General features: G+C 36.0%; 16 protein-coding genes. 11 read left to right on the forward strand and 5 right to left on the reverse strand.

Annotation, left to right across the window (positions count from 1 at the left end; genetic code table 11):
* Positions 1–133: 133 nt before the first annotated feature.
* The 4 genes from purE to INR75_RS01155 all read left to right on the forward strand — a co-directional run bounded on the left by purE (position 134) and on the right by INR75_RS01155 (position 4024).
* Positions 134–622, forward strand: a complete 489-nt coding sequence (gene purE, locus INR75_RS01140) for a 5-(carboxyamino)imidazole ribonucleotide mutase (RefSeq protein WP_013073294.1) — start codon at positions 134–136, stop codon at positions 620–622.
* A 372-nt stretch (positions 623–994) separates the two neighbouring features.
* Positions 995–3025 (forward strand): M3 family metallopeptidase, encoded by a 2031-nt coding sequence (locus INR75_RS01145; RefSeq protein ID WP_223090424.1) that lies wholly within the window; start codon positions 995–997, stop codon positions 3023–3025.
* 181 nt (positions 3026–3206) lie between these two features.
* On the forward strand, positions 3207–3758 hold the full coding sequence (locus INR75_RS01150; protein WP_092543219.1) for a sigma-70 family RNA polymerase sigma factor: 552 nt from the start codon (positions 3207–3209) through the stop codon (positions 3756–3758).
* 2 nt (positions 3759–3760) lie between these two features.
* The gene (locus INR75_RS01155; protein WP_092543221.1) at positions 3761–4024 is read left to right on the forward strand and encodes a zf-HC2 domain-containing protein; all 264 of its coding nucleotides are present in this window, start codon (positions 3761–3763) and stop codon (positions 4022–4024) included.
* On the opposite strand, the gene INR75_RS01160 is transcribed toward INR75_RS01155, so the two are convergent.
* A complete protein-coding gene (locus INR75_RS01160; protein ID WP_223090425.1) occupies positions 4002–4826 on the reverse strand; it encodes a hypothetical protein in 825 nt (274 codons plus the stop codon). The genes INR75_RS01155 and INR75_RS01160 overlap by 23 nt on opposite strands.
* 191 nt (positions 4827–5017) lie before the next feature.
* On the opposite strand from INR75_RS01160, the gene gcvP reads away from it, so the two are divergent.
* From gcvP to INR75_RS01180, 4 genes are all read left to right on the forward strand, one after another.
* Positions 5018–7867, forward strand: a complete 2850-nt coding sequence (gene gcvP / locus INR75_RS01165) for an aminomethyl-transferring glycine dehydrogenase (protein ID WP_223090426.1) — start codon at positions 5018–5020, stop codon at positions 7865–7867.
* Between the two features lie 134 nt (positions 7868–8001).
* Complete coding sequence (locus tag INR75_RS01170; protein WP_223090427.1) at positions 8002–9060, forward strand: 3-oxoacyl-ACP synthase III family protein; 1059 nt, start codon at positions 8002–8004, stop codon at positions 9058–9060.
* 1 nt (position 9061) lies between these two features.
* A complete protein-coding gene (locus tag INR75_RS01175; RefSeq protein WP_223090428.1) occupies positions 9062–9580 on the forward strand; it encodes a methyltransferase in 519 nt (172 codons plus the stop codon).
* 278 nt (positions 9581–9858) lie between these two features.
* Entirely contained in the window at positions 9859–10113 is a 255-nt protein-coding gene (locus tag INR75_RS01180) for a hypothetical protein (protein ID WP_223090429.1), read from the forward strand.
* A gap of 237 nt (positions 10114–10350) precedes the next feature.
* Here the strand turns inward: INR75_RS01180 and INR75_RS01185 are convergent, their stop codons facing one another.
* The 3 genes from INR75_RS01185 to INR75_RS01190 form a co-directional block, all read right to left on the reverse strand.
* Complete coding sequence (locus INR75_RS01185; protein ID WP_370629871.1) at positions 10351–12078, reverse strand: TonB-dependent receptor plug domain-containing protein; 1728 nt, start codon at positions 12076–12078, stop codon at positions 10351–10353.
* Complete coding sequence (locus INR75_RS20565; protein ID WP_370629872.1) at positions 12065–12517, reverse strand: carboxypeptidase-like regulatory domain-containing protein; 453 nt, start codon at positions 12515–12517, stop codon at positions 12065–12067. Before INR75_RS20565 ends, INR75_RS01185 begins: the two co-directional genes overlap by 14 nt.
* Positions 12518–12578: 61 nt before the next feature.
* Positions 12579–12896 carry a hypothetical protein gene (locus INR75_RS01190; RefSeq protein WP_223090430.1) on the reverse strand — a complete coding sequence of 106 codons (318 nt, stop codon included), beginning with the start codon at positions 12894–12896 and terminating at the stop codon, positions 12579–12581.
* 250 nt (positions 12897–13146) lie between these two features.
* Between INR75_RS01190 and INR75_RS01195 the strand changes: the two genes are divergently transcribed.
* Entirely contained in the window at positions 13147–13794 is a 648-nt protein-coding gene (locus tag INR75_RS01195; RefSeq protein WP_223090431.1) for a hypothetical protein, read from the forward strand.
* Between the two features lie 201 nt (positions 13795–13995).
* Complete coding sequence (locus INR75_RS01200; protein WP_223090432.1) at positions 13996–14850, forward strand: glycosyltransferase family A protein; 855 nt, start codon at positions 13996–13998, stop codon at positions 14848–14850.
* Between the two features lie 69 nt (positions 14851–14919).
* Here the strand turns inward: INR75_RS01200 and pafA are convergent, their stop codons facing one another.
* Positions 14920–16560 (reverse strand): alkaline phosphatase PafA, encoded by a 1641-nt coding sequence (pafA, locus tag INR75_RS01205; RefSeq protein ID WP_223090433.1) that lies wholly within the window; start codon positions 16558–16560, stop codon positions 14920–14922.
* A gap of 115 nt (positions 16561–16675) precedes the next feature.
* On the opposite strand from pafA, the gene INR75_RS01210 reads away from it, so the two are divergent.
* Positions 16676–17413 carry an ABC transporter permease gene (locus INR75_RS01210; RefSeq protein ID WP_092543241.1) on the forward strand — a complete coding sequence of 246 codons (738 nt, stop codon included), beginning with the start codon at positions 16676–16678 and terminating at the stop codon, positions 17411–17413.
* The last annotated feature ends 1 nt before the right edge of the window (position 17414 follow it).

The raw sequence follows: 17414 nt of genomic DNA on the forward strand, positions 1-17414 counted from the left end.
GTTAGAAGTTAGAAGTTAGAAGTTAGAAGTTAGAAGTTAGAAGTTAGAAGTTAGAAGTTAGAAAGATTGCAATGTCAGATTTAACTATAAAATTTCTAACAATTACTTATTAACAAAGCATAAAACATATATTATGAGCAAAGTAGGAATAATAATGGGAAGCACCAGCGACCTGCCGGTAATGCAGGAAGCGGTAGATATTTTACAAGGATTTGATATCGAAGTTGAAGTAGATATTGTTTCAGCACATCGAACTCCGGAGAAATTATTCGACTACGGAAAAAATGCTCATACTCGCGGAATTAGCGTAATTATCGCTGGCGCCGGTGGAGCCGCTCACCTACCGGGAATGATCGCCTCTCTTTCTCCACTACCCGTAATAGGAGTGCCGGTAAAATCAAGAAATTCTATCGATGGATGGGATTCTGTTTTATCAATCCTTCAAATGCCAGGCGGAGTTCCGGTAGCAACTGTTGCTTTAGACGGAGCCAAAAACGCCGGAATATTAGCCGCTCAAATCATTGGTGCTGCAGATAAATGTGTTCAGGATAAAGTTTTAGTTTACAAAGAAGGGCTTAAAGAAAAAGTGATCAAAGGCGCTGAAGAAGTTAAGAAAAAGTAGACGTTAGAGCGCTTCGCTTTTAGATCTTAGATCGCGTTGTTGTTAGTATTTAGAATTGAGTATTTAGATTGCTTTTTTTATATTCCAGAATCTAGAAAATAGATTTTAGATTACTTATTGATGAATGAGATTTCTTCATTTCTTTAGAACTAATCTGTAATAAAATTAGCTGATTGCTGAAAGCTAAAGGCTGCCTGCTAATTGATCACTGTTTATTGATTATTGCTAATTGACATCCTGCCAATTCGTCCGAAAAAGTAGGCTCAAAATCGATAATTCTGGCAATCAATCTTTAAAACCTGAAATAACATACCTTTTCTAGTTTATGGCTTAGGCTTTGCTCATTTTATTTTCGAAAAAAATGAAGGTATTATGAGTACAAATAACCCGTTATTGCAGGACTTTAAATTTGCTCCGTTTTCTAAGATTGAAACCGAACATTTTAAGCCTGCGATTACCGAAGCCATACAATTAGCAAAATCTGAGATCGAAAATATTGCTTCAGCTGAAACTGAACCAACTTTCGAAAACACTATAGAGGAATTAGAATTTTCAGGAGAAAAACTGGACCGTGTGACCAGTATTTTCTTCAACCTTAATTCTGCTGAAACTAATGCTGAAATCCAAAAGATTGCACAGGAAGTTTCTCCCCTTTTATCAGAATTCAGAAATGATATTATTTTAAATGAAGCTCTTTTTAAACGTGTAAAAGCGGTTTACGATCAAAAAGATCAGTTAGATCTTACAACAGAGCAAAAGACGCTTTTAGATAAAAAATACAAGGCTTTTTCTAGAAATGGCGCTAATCTTACGAAGGAAAAACAGGAAGAATTACGGGAAATCGACAAGCAACTTTCTGCTTTAAGCCTAAATTTTGGTGAAAATGTTTTAGCTGAAACCAACAAATTCGAGCTACAGATCACCAACGAAGAGGATCTTGATGGCTTACCAGAGAGTTTTAAAGAAGAAGCGAAAGGCGTAGCAGAATCCAGAGATAAAGAAGGCTGGATCTTCACCTTAGATTATCCAAGTTACATCCCGTTTATGAAGTATGCGAAAAATCGTGAGCTTCGTAAAAAAATGGCGATCGCTTTTGGTGCTAAGGGATTTCATGGTGATGAATTAGATAATCAGGAAAATGTACTGAAAATCGCTAAACTTAGGTATCAGCGAGCACAACTTTTAGGATTTGACACGCACGCGCATTTTGTCTTGCAGGAACGTATGGCTGAAACTCCGGAAAAAGTGAATAGTTTCTTAAATGAACTGCTTGAAAAGGCAAAACCTGCTGCGGAAAAAGAATTTGCAGCGCTTGAAGAATTCGCGAAAGAATTAGACAATATCGAACGACTGGAAAAATGGGATTCGGCTTACTACAGCGAAAAATTGAAGCAAAAGTTATTCAATTTGGATGATGAGAAGCTAAAACCATATTTCAAACTAGAAAATGTGATCGATGGTGTTTTTACGGTAGCAAGCAAGTTATACGGACTTCAATTTAACGAAACCAGCGAGGTTGAAAAATATCATCCAGATGTAAAAACGTATAATGTTACCGATGAAAATGGTAAAGATGTAGCTTTATTTTATGCCGATTTTCATCCAAGACCGGGAAAACGTGGAGGCGCCTGGATGACCGAATATAAATCTCAGTACGTAAAAAACGAAAAAGAAGAGCGCCCGCATGTTTCGATCGTTTGTAATTTCACGAAACCAACAAAATCTGAACCTTCATTATTAACTTTTAATGAGGTGACCACGCTTTTCCACGAATTTGGTCATGCGTTGCACGGCATGTTAGCCAATACGGTTTACCCAAGTTTATCGGGACCTAACGTGTATTGGGATTTTGTAGAGTTACCAAGCCAGGTTTTAGAAAACTGGTGCTACGAGAAAGAAGCACTGCAATTATTCGCTAAGCATTATAAAACCGGCGAAGCCATCCCGATGGAATTAGTAGAAAAGATCAAAGAATCTTCGAATTTTCAGGAAGGTATGCAAACCGTTCGCCAGTTGAGTTTTGGGATGCTGGATCTAAGCTGGCACGCCATTGATCCTACCGAGGTAAATGATGTAAAAGCCCACGAAAATAATGCTTTTGAACCGACAAAATTATTTCCGGATGTTCCTGAGAATTGTATGAGTACCGCATTTTCTCATATTTTCCAGGGAGGATATTCCGCTGGATATTATTCTTATAAATGGGCAGAAGTTTTAGATGCCGATGCTTTTGAATACTTCAGCGAAAAAGGAATCTTTAGCAAAGAAGTGGCCGATAAATTCAAAAATAATATTTTATCCATGGGCGGGACAGAGCATCCAATGACGCTTTACAAACGCTTCCGTGGAAAAGAACCTCAGCCAGAGGCTTTATTAAAAAGAGCTGGATTGATCGAGAAGTAAATTTCTCAATATAGTCATCCTGAACTTGATTCAGGATCTCATCTACATATTAAGTGATGAGATTCCGGATCAAGTCCGGAATGACTACCACTTTAAATCCAAAAAAATTCATAGCATACAAACCATTATTCAGAGTAAATAAGTTTTCTTATTTTTGACTGATAATCTCACGACAAAAACAATGTCAACGCATACCATAGATCCTACAAAGTGGGTAGACAAATACTCAGATTATCTCTTCAATTATACGATTGTAAGAGTAAATGATCGTGAGATTGCCAACGATCTTATTTCAGAAACTTTTCTTGCCGGCCTTAAATCGATGGAGAATTTTAAGGGAGAAGCCAGTGAAAGAACCTGGTTAATTTCAATCCTTAAAAGAAAGATTATCGACCATTACCGTAAGATGAATTCGAAAAAAGGTCAGGCTGAAGTTCATATTAATTATCGTGACGGTGAAAATGACGGTGACTGGCTGGAAGAGCAGGTTGCCGATCAATTTGATAAAACCGCCGAAGACGATATGGAAAATACCGAACTTGGGATGGCAATTTTAGATTGTTTAGAAAAAATAAATTCTAAACACGCTGAAATCTTTAAGATGAAAACGATAGATGGTGTAGATACCGAAGTTATTTGTAAAGAATTCGACATTACTCCGTCTAACCTTTGGGTGATAATCCACAGAGCCAGAACGGCATTAGCTGCCTGTCTGGAACAAAATTGGTTTTAATTATGCAGGAAGAAAAGAAATATATTGATTGTGATAAGGCTGAATGCTGTTGTGATAAAGGCCAGTATAAAGAAGCTGATAAGATTGAAAAACTTCAGTTGCTAGAGCATTTGGCAGAATGCCCTCGTTGTAGAGAATACAGTGAGAAGAACACCAGGCTTACAGAGCTTATCGAAAAAGCAAAACTTAAGTGTTGTAGTGAAGATGAAAAAGAATGCTGGCGTAACGCTATTGAAGAAGAACTTAAAAAATCTCATTCAGAATAACTAAAATAAGCACCCAGAAGACGGGCGCTGCTTCTACCCAAAACGAAGCATAAAACGGCTTTTGCTTTATTCTTGAAGCCCAAAGCATCCCAATTACTGCCACAGAAAAAGCACACAAACCGGCAAAACTTTGGTTTCCGATATTCGTTCTAAAAATAGAAATACCAACTGCCAACATCATAAGAACACTTCCAAATATCTTAGTATTTTTTACACCTAATAACTGCGGAATGGTTTTTAGAGAAGGATCGTCAAATCTAAGATCCCGAATCTCGAATGGAAGCATGAGTACAATATGAATCAAGATTCGTTGAAAAATGACTAAAATTTTATCCTGAAGGGAGACTTCATATTGGTGTAGCAGCGGCAATAAAACTCCGGTTCCTGTTGCTGTTATAGCAATTACAAAAACCTTAATCCCGGCGATATTCCTTAAATTTTGATGTCCCTTTAAAACCGGCGTCGCATAAAGCAATGTGAGCATTCCTAAAATTGAAGACACAAACAAGGTTTTGTAATCTTGCTTTAGCGTAAACCATAAAAGCACTATAAAACAGAAAAAAGAAAAAACCTGTATAATCTTAAGATTTTCAGCTAAACTAGAATGATGTAATCTGGCTACACTAGCATATTTTACAAAATTATAGCTGGTAATCGTTCCGAAGAAAATAAAACCCAGCAGGTTTTTATCGATTTCTATCCCAAATTCCAAAAAAGTGACCAGAGTAAAACAAACCACCGCGATCCCGGTGTGAATGCTAGAATTTATATAGAGTTCAAAGAGATTTTTAAGCCATTTCACAGGGCTAAAATAGCGATTTAAAAATTCAGTTTAATATTCGCTAAAATGAGATTCAATTGATATTCAATTTCATTAAATATCAACAACTTAGCAGACGTTAAAAAATCTTTAAAAGTGTATCCCCTAATCTTTAAATATTTACGTTGAAATTATGTAATTTCGCGGCATCAAAAACACAACTATTTTATTTAATGAGAACAGATTCTTTTGCCCTTCGACACATTGGTCCTAAAGAAGAAAATCTTAAAGAGATGCTTCAAACTATCGGTGTTGATAGTCTAGAGCAGCTTATCTACGAAACAATCCCAGACGATATTCGTTTAAAACAGCCCCTAAATTTACCAAAAGCGCTTAGTGAAAATCAATACGCAGAGCATATTGGGAAGTTGGCTGCTAAGAACAAGGTTTTTAAATCTTACATTGGCCTAGGTTACCACCAGGGAATTTTACCTGCGGTAATACAACGTAATATTTTAGAAAATCCAGGATGGTATACGGCTTATACGCCATACCAGGCAGAAATCGCCCAGGGAAGACTTGAAGCTTTATTGAATTTCCAAACTATGGTGAGCGATCTTACCGGGATGGAAATTGCCAATGCTTCTCTTTTAGATGAATCTACTGCAGCAGCCGAAGCTATGGCATTGTTGTTTGCAGTTAGAGATCGTAAACAAAAGAAAGACGATGTAAATAAGTTTTTTGTTTCTGAAGAGGTTTTACCACAAACGATCTCATTAATTAAAACTCGTGCAGAATTTTTAGGTATCGAAATCGTACTTGGCGATCATGCTGAATTTGATTTTTCAGCTGAATTCTTTGGAGCTTTAATTCAGTATCCAGGGAAATATGGCCAGGTTTTCGATTATGCCGATTTTGTAAATAATTGTAACGAAAATTCTATAAAAGTAGCAGTAGCCGCAGATATTTTAAGTTTAGTAAAACTACAGGCTCCTGGCGAATTAGGTGTAGATGTGGTTGTAGGAACTACGCAACGTTTTGGAATCCCGTTAGGTTACGGTGGGCCACACGCTGCATATTTCGCGACCAAAGAGGCTTACAAAAGAAACCTTCCTGGTCGTATTATTGGGGTAACAAAAGACACCGATGGTAATCATGCTTTAAGAATGGCCTTACAAACCAGGGAACAACATATTAAGCGTGATCGTGCTACTTCTAATATTTGTACCGCGCAGGTTTTACTTGCAGTAATGGCTGGAATGTATGCCGTTTATCACGGTCCTAATGGATTGAAATATATTGCTGATACAGTTCACTATTCTACTACTAACTTAGCTTCTCAACTAGAGGAATTAGGTTTCGAACAGGTAAATTCAGCTTATTTTGATACCCTTCAGGTAAAAGCAGATGCTGAAAAAATTAAAGCTGCTGCGGAAGCTAAAGAATATAACTTCTACTATCCAGATGCTGAAACTGTTGTTATTGCTTTAAACGAAACAACAACTACAGAAGATGTAAATACGGTAGCTTCAATTTTTGCTGAAGTAGCCGGTAAAGAAACTGAAGCACTTTCAGCATTAGAAGAAATAAACGCTATTCCTGAAGCTGTTTCAAGAAAAACAGATTTCTTAACTCACGAAGTTTTTAACGCATACCATTCAGAAACTGAATTAATGCGTTATATCAAAAAATTAGAACGTAAAGATCTTTCGTTAAATCATTCGATGATTTCTTTAGGTTCTTGTACCATGAAGCTAAATGCAGCTTCAGAAATGTTACCACTTAGTAACCCACAATGGGGAAATATTCACCCATTTGCTCCTGTAGAACAAGCTGAAGGTTACCAGATCGTTCTTAAAGAATTAGAAGATCAATTAACCGAAATTACAGGTTTTTCAGCAACTTCTTTGCAACCAAACTCTGGTGCACAGGGAGAATATGCAGGATTAATGGTAATTAGAGCATATCACGAATCTCGTGGCGAAGGACATCGTAATGTTTGTTTAATTCCTTCTTCTGCTCACGGGACCAACCCGGCTTCTGCGGTAATGGCGGGAATGAAAGTGGTGGTTACAAAGGCAACAGAAAACGGAAACATTGATATCGATGATCTAAGAGAAAAAGCGATTGAGCATAAAGACAATCTTTCTGCTCTAATGGTTACTTATCCTTCTACTCACGGGGTATTTGAATCTGCTATTAAAGAAATTACACAGATCATCCACGATAACGGCGGGCAGGTGTATATGGATGGTGCAAACATGAACGCTCAGGTTGGTTTAACCAATCCAGGAAATATTGGAGCAGATGTTTGTCACTTAAACCTTCATAAAACTTTTGCTATTCCTCACGGTGGAGGTGGCCCAGGTGTTGGCCCTATCTGTGTTGCAAAACAATTGGTTCCGTTTTTACCAGGAAACCCGGTTATTAAAACTGGCGGAGAGCAAGCGATTGGTGCTATTTCTTCAGCTCCTTGGGGATCTTCTTTGGTTTGCCTAATTTCTTACGGATACATAAAAATGCTGGGAAGTGGCGGATTACAGAAAGCTACAGAATATGCGATCCTAAATGCAAACTATATTAAGGAAAGACTTTCAGATCATTATAAAACTTTATATTCTGGCGAACGAGGACGTGCGGCGCACGAAATGATCGTAGACTGTAGACCATTTAAAGAAAATGGTATAGAAGTTACAGATATTGCAAAACGCCTTATCGATTATGGTTTCCATGCGCCAACAGTATCTTTCCCGGTTGCTGGAACGGTAATGATCGAACCTACGGAAAGTGAAAGCAAAGCCGAATTAGATCGTTTTTGTGATGCTTTAATCTCTATTAGAAAAGAGATCGAAGAATCTACTGCAGACGAGCCGAACAACGTTCTTAAAAACGCTCCGCATACTATTAAAATGCTTACCGCAAGCGAATGGAATTTCCCATATAGCCGAGAAAAAGCTGCGTTCCCATTAGAATATATTGCAGATAATAAATTCTGGCCTAGTGTACGTCGAGTAGATGAAGCATTTGGTGACAGAAATCTAATGTGTACCTGTCCTCCGATAGAGGAATATATGGAAGCATAAAGATTAAAAAATTATTAAATTGAAAGGCTATCAAATTTGATAGCCTTTTTTTATAGATAATAGAAAAAGGCATTAACATTTTATTAGCAAAACCACATATAATTATTATCTTCACTTAATAATTGAAACGCAAGATGAATATTAAGATCACTGGAACGGGAAGCTATATCCCTAATGTCATAACGAAAAATGCCGATTTTCATCAGCATGAATTTAAAAATCTGGATGGAACTGAATTTCCTCATTCTAACGAGGAAACAATTCAGAAATTTAAAGATATTACCGGTATTGCAGAACGCCGTTACCTGGACGACACTCTAAATGCATCAGATATCGCATTTCTTGCAGCACAAAAAGCCATTGAAGCCTCTAACGTAGACATAGAAACCCTGGATTATATTATTGTAGCCACTAATTACGGTGATGTAAAAAAAGGGTCTATACAAAGCGATACCGTTCCAAGTATGGCGACCCGTGTAAAATATCGCCTGCGTATTAAAAACCCTGGATGTGTGTGTTACGACGTCCTTTTTGGTTGTCCTGGCTGGATAGAAGGAATGATACAGGCACAAGCATTCATTAAGTGCGGCATGGCTAAAAAATGCCTGGTAATAGGATCTGAATCTCTTTCTCGAGTAGTAGATAAACACGACCGTGATTGCATGATTTTTTCTGATGGTGCCGGCGCAGCGATTCTTGAAGCCAGTGAAGATGGTGGCGGAATTTTAGCGCATGAATCGGCTACTTATTCTTATAACGAAGCTAATTACATTTACTTTGGTAAATCTAATGACCAGGAATCAGATCCAAATGTGCGTTATATAAAAATGAATGGACGTAAGATCTACGAATTCGCATTAATAAACGTTCCTAAAGCCATGAAATCCTGTTTAGAGAAAAGTGGTAAAAGCATTAAGGATTTAAAAAAAGTCTTCATTCATCAGGCCAACGAAAAAATGGACGAGGCAATCTTAAAGCGTTTTTATAAACTATTTGGAGAAAAAGCTCCAGATGGCGTGATGCCAATGACGATTCAGGAATTAGGAAACAGCAGTGTTGCTACGGTTCCTACTCTTTTAGATTTAGTGATCAATAAGCAAATTGATAATCAGGAATTGCAAAAAGGCGATATTATCCTGTTAGCCAGTGTGGGCGCAGGTATGAATATTAACGCCATAGTTTACGAATATTAACATGTACGAACATACCTTTCCCAGCAAACGATTCCAGATGACATTAGAATTTTTAAACCAACACGTTACAGCTCCATCTCATATTTTGGATCTTGGTGTAAAAAATCCATTTTCTGAAATTATGCTGAAAGAAGGTTATAAGGTTACCAATACCGGCGGAGAAGATCTTGATGAGAAATTCGATATTGTAAAGCAGGATTTTGAAGTGGTTACCGCTTTTGAAATTTTTGAACATTTACTAAATCCTTATACGGTTTTAAAGAATATTAAAGCCGAAAAGTTAGTCGCCAGCGTACCGCTAAAATTATGGTTTTCTGAAGCATATCGTAGTAAAACCGATATGCGAGATCGCCATTATCACGAGTTTGAAGACTGGCAATTTGATTGGCTTTTAGAAAAATCTGGCTGGGAAATAAAAGACCGCTTAAAATGGACCAATCCCGTTAATAAAGTCGGAATTCGACCAATTTTGCGAAGATTCACTCCGCGTTATTATGCTGTCTATGCTGAACGAAAATAGAACAAACTAAAATTGTTATCGTTAGTTAGCACAAGCTCCTATGAAAAAGATCATAATATTATTCCTAATCTTTTTCGGATTTTATGGTTGCTCCGTTTTTAAAAAAGACAAAATCATTTGTTTAAATGTAGTTGGCCTACCATCTGAAATTTTAGTAGAAAAAAAAGAACTGAAGAGAAGAAAATAACGAAATAAAAGGAATTGTTTTAAATAAAGAAGATTCGATTCCCTTAGAAAATGTAAAAATTATAATTTCAGAAAAGAATAAAATAGTAAACATGCTAGAAACTGATTCATTAGGAAAATTTGAAACTGAACTAAAGAATGGAGAATATTCTATAAAATTTGAAAAACAATTTTTCAGACCTATTGGAGATAGTTTGAGCATTAAAAAAACAAAACAAATTTTAATTAAAACGTTTTTGGGTCAGCAGGATTTAGAAATTTTTTATCAGACTGATTCGCCAAGATTATTGAAGCAAAGAATTGAGCTTCAAAATCAAAAAAGAAAAAAGAGATATTTCGGAACTTGAGCCAGTGGCTAACAGCGCATAACTCAAATAGCGCGTATTTTGGTGAAAATGATTATTTTTTTAGAAACCATTTAAAAAATCAATAAGCCGACAACTCCGAGTCCAATTTCCCGCGACTTGTGTTATGCGCGGCCGTTGTGTGCAAGCGTACAAAAATCCTAGATTCAAAAACTCATTAAAAATAACAAGCCTCTGGAATTAAATCCAGAGGCCTGATATTCTTAAAAAATTTAGGCTTTAAATTTTTATTTTAAAGCCTCCATTAATTATAAAGCCATCTACCGGGGCATAAATATCTTTGAAATTGGGATCATTTAAAGTTCCAGTATACAAACTATCAAACCGACTTTGGCGTGTATCAAGAATATTTTCAAAATTCAGGAATAGTGAAAATTTTTCTCCAAATTTCTTCTCAGTCATTACTCCAAGAATCCAATAGGGCTTACCTGTAGTTCCATCTGTTAATTGCTGTTTACTGTAGTAGTAACCCTCCAGACCTATCCAAAAATTGCCATGTTTCTCGTACATTAAAACATTATTTAGACGATGTTGGGCTACTAAAGGATATTGCTGTGTATCGCCATTATAATGCTGATTAACATCAGCCAGAGTATAGCCTACAAATAACTTTAAGTCATGATACTTCCATCGCATGTTGGCTTCAATTCCTTTACTGTCTAAATAACCATCCGGCTGAGTGAATTCATAAAATGCACCCATCCGATTGAGAACCAAAGGATCGTTAATCCTGGTGTAAAACAACAATAAATTAGTAGAGAGATTAAGATCATTGGTAATGGGCCATTTATAATTTCCGTCTAAATTAAAACCTATAGATCGTTCAGCATCTGTTTCATCCACATCTATAGGCAGCACTTGTTGAAATTGCAGTCGTTCTACGTCTTCGGTAAATATGCTAGGAGTCTTGTACCCCATTCCTCCACCGGCTCTAAACGTTAACTGGTTGGAAGGTTCGAACATCAAAGAGATTCTGGGTAACAAATAGAATCCATAATTACTTTGATAGTCACCACGCAAACCAGTTTCCAAAGTCCACTCTTGTTCAATATCCCATATATTCTGAACAAAGGCTCCGAGGGTATAATTAGTAAAACCAAGATCCTGATTTGGATCTCCCTGCTCTTGATCAAAATTTTCGGTCCATAGATTCAGTCCAGCTATCCATTCAGTTTTTTCCTGAATAGTTGAAAGATTTAATTCTGAAAAAGAAGAAACCTGGTAACCGGTAAAAGCATAGTCAGGAATTTCAATTTGTCGTTCAAAAAGACTGATACTATTTTTTACCTGAAGAGACGTTTTATCAGAAAAATGATGATTCCCCAATAGCTGAGTAGAAAAACGCTCGGTATTATTCATTTCAAAATAACCCGTTCCGCTTTCATTTTCAGCATAATCCATAGCTCCGCCTAATCGATCCTCAGTAACAAAATTGAAGCCTATATTTAGATCGGTATTTTCACTTAAATCAGCATATAATTTGGGATTCAAGGTGAACCGTTCAAATTTCGGGATTGCAGTTAAACCATTATCAGCAGGATCGTACGGTGTACCTAAATTATAAGAAGCAAAAACTGTAGTTCCTAATTTGCCAAAATTTTCAGAATAGAAACCACTAAGATCCAATCCCAATGCTGAAGTTAAATTAGCCATAAAACTTAATTCCTGCTCGTCTTCCGGAGTTTTGGAAATCAAATTTACCAGTCCAGCAATCGCTCCACCACCATACAGTGTTGAAGAAGCTCCCTTGATTACCTCAACCTGTTTAAGATCTAAAGGTGCGATTTGCATTAGGCTTAACCCACCAGAATATCCCGAATATAAAGGAAGTCCGTCTCTTAATAACTGTGTATATTTTCCATCTAAGCCTTGAATCCTAATACTAGAATTATAACTGGTTGCCGATGTTTGTTGCGTTTGAATACCAGTACTTTCATTCAGTAGCATACGAATGTTCTCCGGGTTTCATATTTCCCTTTTCTGCGAGCTCTTCACCGGCTATAAACTCAACTCTAGTTGGAATATCTTGAAAAGTTCTTGAACTTCTAGTAGATTCAATAAAGACAGTTTCCATCTGTTCTTCAGAAGGATGAAGCAAAATTTCCTGATCATTTTCTTCTTCAGATAAGGGGAATGTTCTGTTTAGTGATAATGATTCAAAGCCTATATATCTAATTATGATTTGGTGTTTTCCATCAGGTATATTTCGAAGAATGGCCTTTCCTTCTTCATTTGTTGTAGTTCCTATATTGAGTTCTTGAATACCTAAGGTTACTCCATAAAGTGGTTCCTTGGTTTCCGCATTAAGTATGGTAGTCTCAAATTGATTTTGAGCTAAAATTGTATTACTGGTAAAAAACAGCAATACGAAAATGATATTTTTCAAACTGATTTTATTTTTGAATAATTATATAATATATACGCCACTTCACGTGAACTAAACTAATTTATATAATCTGGGTCTTTGGTGGTTTAAAATCAGAATTCTGGTAGGCACTTTTAAATAATTCTTCGTAAGAAGGTAATACGGTAAGTGATAATTCGTCTTGAATAAATGTAATTTCTAAATATTCCTGAATAGCAAATCCAGTACAGCTTCCACAATTAAGAAACGGAGAACAGACTTCGTTACTACCAAGGTCGTCTTGAGAATTAGATGGATTTTCTATACAAACTGAATTTTCTCCCAATTCCTCAAGTAAACAACAAGGGAGGCTGGATAAGGACAAAACTAAGAATGATATAAAGAAAGTAACTAATCTCATTGGTGCAAAAGTACATTATTATCAAATAATATAAAATTCAATAGAAGCTGAGAACTAGCCGCAATAGCAACAACGACTAATCGCAAACGCTGGTTTTATGATAGAAAAACGTAATCTTAAAAAAATAATACGACGAATCGGTGTCCTTTTTCCCGGAATTGCACTTAACAATACCTTTAACTTCGATCTACCACGCAACCATTTCACTTTTTTTGTATCTCTCTAGTACAGAATCATATAAGCTTAAACTATGAAAAAAGTATTATTCTCTATTTGTATACTACTACTTGGCGCTTGTGAATACAAGGATGATGACATCTCTAATGATACAACTTCCGCAGATATTACAGCTATAATGGAAGAAGGAATTATTATTGACACAATCGACTTAGACTATGCAACTATTTATCAAAGCCCTGATAATTTCCCTGTAATTAAACCAAACTTAATAACTGACTTTATAAGTAAGAATGAGATTTTAGTTTATTTTGATTTCATATCTAACAGTCGTGAAACTTTAATAGAATATTATAGAAAAATAGATGCCGAAAATGCAAAAGATGGTTTCATTATAGACCGCCAATTACCATATTATGACAGGCTTGAGAGTGTTACCGTAGAGGTAAAAAAGAATGACGATGAATTTTATACAATTAGTAACGACTCTGATGTCTTAAAATTTATTTTGACTCCAGAAATCAATAGTCAACATACTTTTGCAAAATATGAATTGACTATAGAAGAATTTGTATCGAGATTTAAAGAATCATTTCCAGAATACATTGTTCTATCTTTTGATAGTAAAGAGACTGAAGTAAACACTTATATTTTTAGAACCACCTTTAATTTTAATAATAACAAAGAATTTACTTTAACTACAAATCAAATCGAGTATTAATCAAACTTTCACTAAGGATACAACTCTTATAACAATGATTCTCTACTCAAACATCGATTACTATTAAAATACCTAGAGACGAGCAATGTGGCATTGGTATAAAATCATTCTCATTTAAAGGCATCTCTTTAGAAAAAGTTCAGTTTATAAAATTTATACTGAAATTATAGAATATCGTAAGTTTACGCTAAACTTTAGCTTTTGAGAATTTATATCGTCATTCCGGCACATAACGAGGCAGATTTTATTGGATTAACGCTTCAGTCTTTGGTAAAACAAACATTTCTACCTTCAAAAATTGTGGTGGTAAACGACCAAAGCACCGATGAAACTCCAAAAATTGTTCAGAAATTTATCGAAGATCACCCTTTTATTCAGCTAAAAAACACAACCTCATCTGAAGCGCATCAGCCTGGAAGTAAAGTGATCAATGCTTTTAATGCCGGCTTAGCAGATCTTGATGAAGATTATGATTTGATCTGTAAATTTGATGCAGATCTTATTTTTCCTAAAAACTACCTGGAAACTATCATCGAAATCTTCAGAAAAGATCCAAAAATTGGGATGGCTGCAGGCCATTGTACCATCGAAAAAAATGGAGAATGGATCATCGAAAATCTAACCGATAAAGATCATATTAGAGGAGCTTTAAAAGCCTATCGTAAAGATTGTTTTATAGCTATTGGCGGATTAAAACCTGCCATGGGTTGGGATACTGTAGATGAACTTTTAGCCCAGTTTCATGGATGGGAAATACAAACTACCGAAAAATTGCACGTAAAACATCTAAAACCAACCGGAGCAAACTATAACACCAAAGCTTCCCGCTACAAACAGGGAAAAGCTTTTTATCGCTTAGGTTACGGTTTTTTGATTACAACAATTGCTTCAGCCAAATTGGCGACTCTAAAAAATGATCTTAGTTTATTTCCGGCGTATTTAAAAGGTTATTTTCAGGCGAAAAAAGGAAATGAAAATTTATTGGTTTCCGAAGAAGAAGCAAAATTCATTAGAACCTTACGTTGGAAAAAAATGAAGGCTAAAATCATAAAATAACGATATAAAAAAGCTCCTGAAATTCGATAATTTCAGGAGCTTTTTTATTTGAGTTTCTTTCAGAAGAGATTATTCTGAAGCTTTATCGAGCATGATCGCTAATGGTTTTCCGCTCGTTCCGTTAGGATATTCGATTCCCATCAATGCGGCCATAGTTGGCGCGATATCTATAATTTCTGAACGCTCGTAAGTTTCTCCATGAGGAACTCCTGCTCCAAAGAATAATAATGGCGTATGTGTATCGTAATTGAAGGCACTACCGTGAGTAGAACCACGACCATAACCACTACCAGGATGTTCTACGATCATAATATCACCACTTCGCTTTTGGTTGAATCCATTTTGGATCAAATAACCAATTCCGTTAGAGAAATTATTTGATTGTAATTCTGATCGGGTATACACCTTATAGACTCCTGGTTGCTGAATTAAAAAATGTTCGATCTTAGTTTCAACCTCTTCAGGATCTAATTCTTCATTTGCCATATACTCGTAATCCAAAAAGATCTGATCGTTAGATACATTTTGAATTAATCCGTCTCCAAATTGCTCTGTCGCAAAATCTTTAAAAGCTCTTTGCAGCTTTCCGTAATCTAAATTACCGGTTGGAATTTTCTTAGAATTCAAATATCCACCTACATGACCACCAGCGTGATCTGCGGTTAGGAAAACGGTATACTCACCTTCTCCAATATTTTTATCTAAATACGCTAAAAGATCTGATATGTTTTTATCTAATCTTAGGTAAGTATCTTCTACTTCTTTAGAGTTCACTCCAAAATTATGTCCCACTTTATCGGTACTCGAAAAACTTAAAGCAAGAATATCGGTATCTTCATCTTTACCTAATTCTTCAGCTTCGATAGCTGCTAGTGCGAAGTCTAGAGTAATATCATCGCCAAATGGTGTTTGTGGTATGATACTGTAATTTCCGTTTTCCTTACTCAGTTTTTTTAGATCATAAGGAAAAGTCGCTGTTTCTTTTCCGCGGAAACCTCCTTCAAAATCATTTTCATCTACACCACTTTCAGTATAAGTTTCAATATCCAGAAAGGTATCCCATTCTTTTAAATACGAATCTGCTTTTCCAGATTTATTGAATTTTTGGACCCATTTTGGCAATTCTTCCATATAATATGTGCTACTGATGAATTTACCATCTTCCCCACCAGAAAACCAATATGCTGCATTGGCTGTATGACCAGCAGGTAAAATTGCGCCACGATCTTTTATAGAAACGCCAATGGTTTTTCCTCTAAACTGCGTATGCAATCTATTTTGATCTGTTAACGTTGTGGTTTGCATACGATGCGGAGACATTTTCCCTGCATTGGTTTTGGTTCCCAAAGATGCCACGCTATCGTCTTGCGCACAATACACCATCTCTCCAGAGAATTTATCGAACCAATCGTTTCCAATAATCCCGTGATTCATAGGGCTTGTTCCTGTCCAAACCGATGTATGTCCCGGCCCGGTATAAGTTGGCGCGTAATTGTAATGATTATTTCTGAAATTAAATCCTTCCTGGATTAATCGTTTAAATCCGCCTTCTTCATACTTATCCCAAAATTTATTTAGGTAATCATAGCGCATTTGATCGACTACAATTCCAACCACAAGTTTGGGTTTATCTGCATTAGTATTAGGGCTTTGTGCTTTGGATGAAAAAGCAAATAACAACATGAATGCTGCTGAAAATATCCGTCTCATAATATTTTTTTTGAAGAACACCTCAAAAGTACTAAACTTAAGAAGTTAAAGTTTAATTCTACGTTAAATACTTTCGGGGTAAAATTTAGTATTTTAGCTTTACAAAAATTGTTGAATGACCTATCTCCACTCCATCGGTGAATATTTTTTAATGCTGAAAGGTGTCTTTGGCAGAATGACCAAACGATCGGTTTTAAAAGATCTTATTTTTAAAGAAATAAATGAGCTTATTATAGGATCTTTAGGGATCGTATGCTTTTTATCATTTTTTATTGGAGCTGTTGTAGCGATCCAAACGGCATTGAATTTAAACAATCCTCTTATCCCAAAGAGTCTGGTTGCTTTTGCCGCGAGACAATCTGTTATACTCGAGTTCTCGCCAACTTTTATTTCCATTATCATGGCAGGAAAAGTTGGTTCGTTTATTACCTCCAGTATTGGATCGATGCGTGTAACCGAGCAAATCGATGCTCTGGAAGTAATGGGAATCAACTCTAAAAACTATCTTATTTTTCCAAAGATCATCGCTATGCTAACCTATCCTTTTGTGATCGCTATATCTATGTTCTTAGGAATTTTAGGAGCGTATGTTGCAGCTGTTTTAGGAGGATTTGTAAAACCAGATGCTTTCATAACTGGTTTACAAGATGATTTTGTGACATTCCATTTAATTTATGCTTTCATAAAAACCTTTTTATTCGCTTTTATCCTTGCCACGGTACCAGCTTATCATGGCTATTACATGAAAGGCGGAGCTTTAGAAGTAGGACAGGCCAGTACAACGGCTTTTGTTTGGACTAGTGTTGTCCTGATCATTACCAATTATGCAACCACTCAATTATTACTTAGTTAAT

Source organism: Zunongwangia sp. SCSIO 43204 (genome assembly GCF_019904275.1).
Lineage (GTDB): Bacteria > Bacteroidota > Bacteroidia > Flavobacteriales > Flavobacteriaceae > Zunongwangia > Zunongwangia mangrovi.

Coding starts and splice junctions, on each gene's coding strand:
- purE (WP_013073294.1), top strand. CDS start 134: ATGAGCAAAGTAGGAATAATAATGGGAAGCACCAGCGACCTGCCGGTA.
- INR75_RS01145 (WP_223090424.1), top strand. CDS start 995: ATGAGTACAAATAACCCGTTATTGCAGGACTTTAAATTTGCTCCGTTT.
- INR75_RS01150 (WP_092543219.1), top strand. CDS start 3,207: ATGTCAACGCATACCATAGATCCTACAAAGTGGGTAGACAAATACTCA.
- INR75_RS01155 (WP_092543221.1), top strand. CDS start 3,761: ATGCAGGAAGAAAAGAAATATATTGATTGTGATAAGGCTGAATGCTGT.
- gcvP (WP_223090426.1), top strand. CDS start 5,018: ATGAGAACAGATTCTTTTGCCCTTCGACACATTGGTCCTAAAGAAGAA.
- INR75_RS01170 (WP_223090427.1), top strand. CDS start 8,002: ATGAATATTAAGATCACTGGAACGGGAAGCTATATCCCTAATGTCATA.
- INR75_RS01175 (WP_223090428.1), top strand. CDS start 9,062: ATGTACGAACATACCTTTCCCAGCAAACGATTCCAGATGACATTAGAA.
- INR75_RS01180 (WP_223090429.1), top strand. CDS start 9,859: ATGCTAGAAACTGATTCATTAGGAAAATTTGAAACTGAACTAAAGAAT.
- INR75_RS01185 (WP_370629871.1), bottom strand. CDS start 12,078: ATGCTACTGAATGAAAGTACTGGTATTCAAACGCAACAAACATCGGCA.
- INR75_RS01190 (WP_223090430.1), bottom strand. CDS start 12,896: ATGAGATTAGTTACTTTCTTTATATCATTCTTAGTTTTGTCCTTATCC.
- INR75_RS01195 (WP_223090431.1), top strand. CDS start 13,147: ATGAAAAAAGTATTATTCTCTATTTGTATACTACTACTTGGCGCTTGT.
- pafA (WP_223090433.1), bottom strand. CDS start 16,560: ATGAGACGGATATTTTCAGCAGCATTCATGTTGTTATTTGCTTTTTCA.
- INR75_RS01210 (WP_092543241.1), top strand. CDS start 16,676: ATGACCTATCTCCACTCCATCGGTGAATATTTTTTAATGCTGAAAGGT.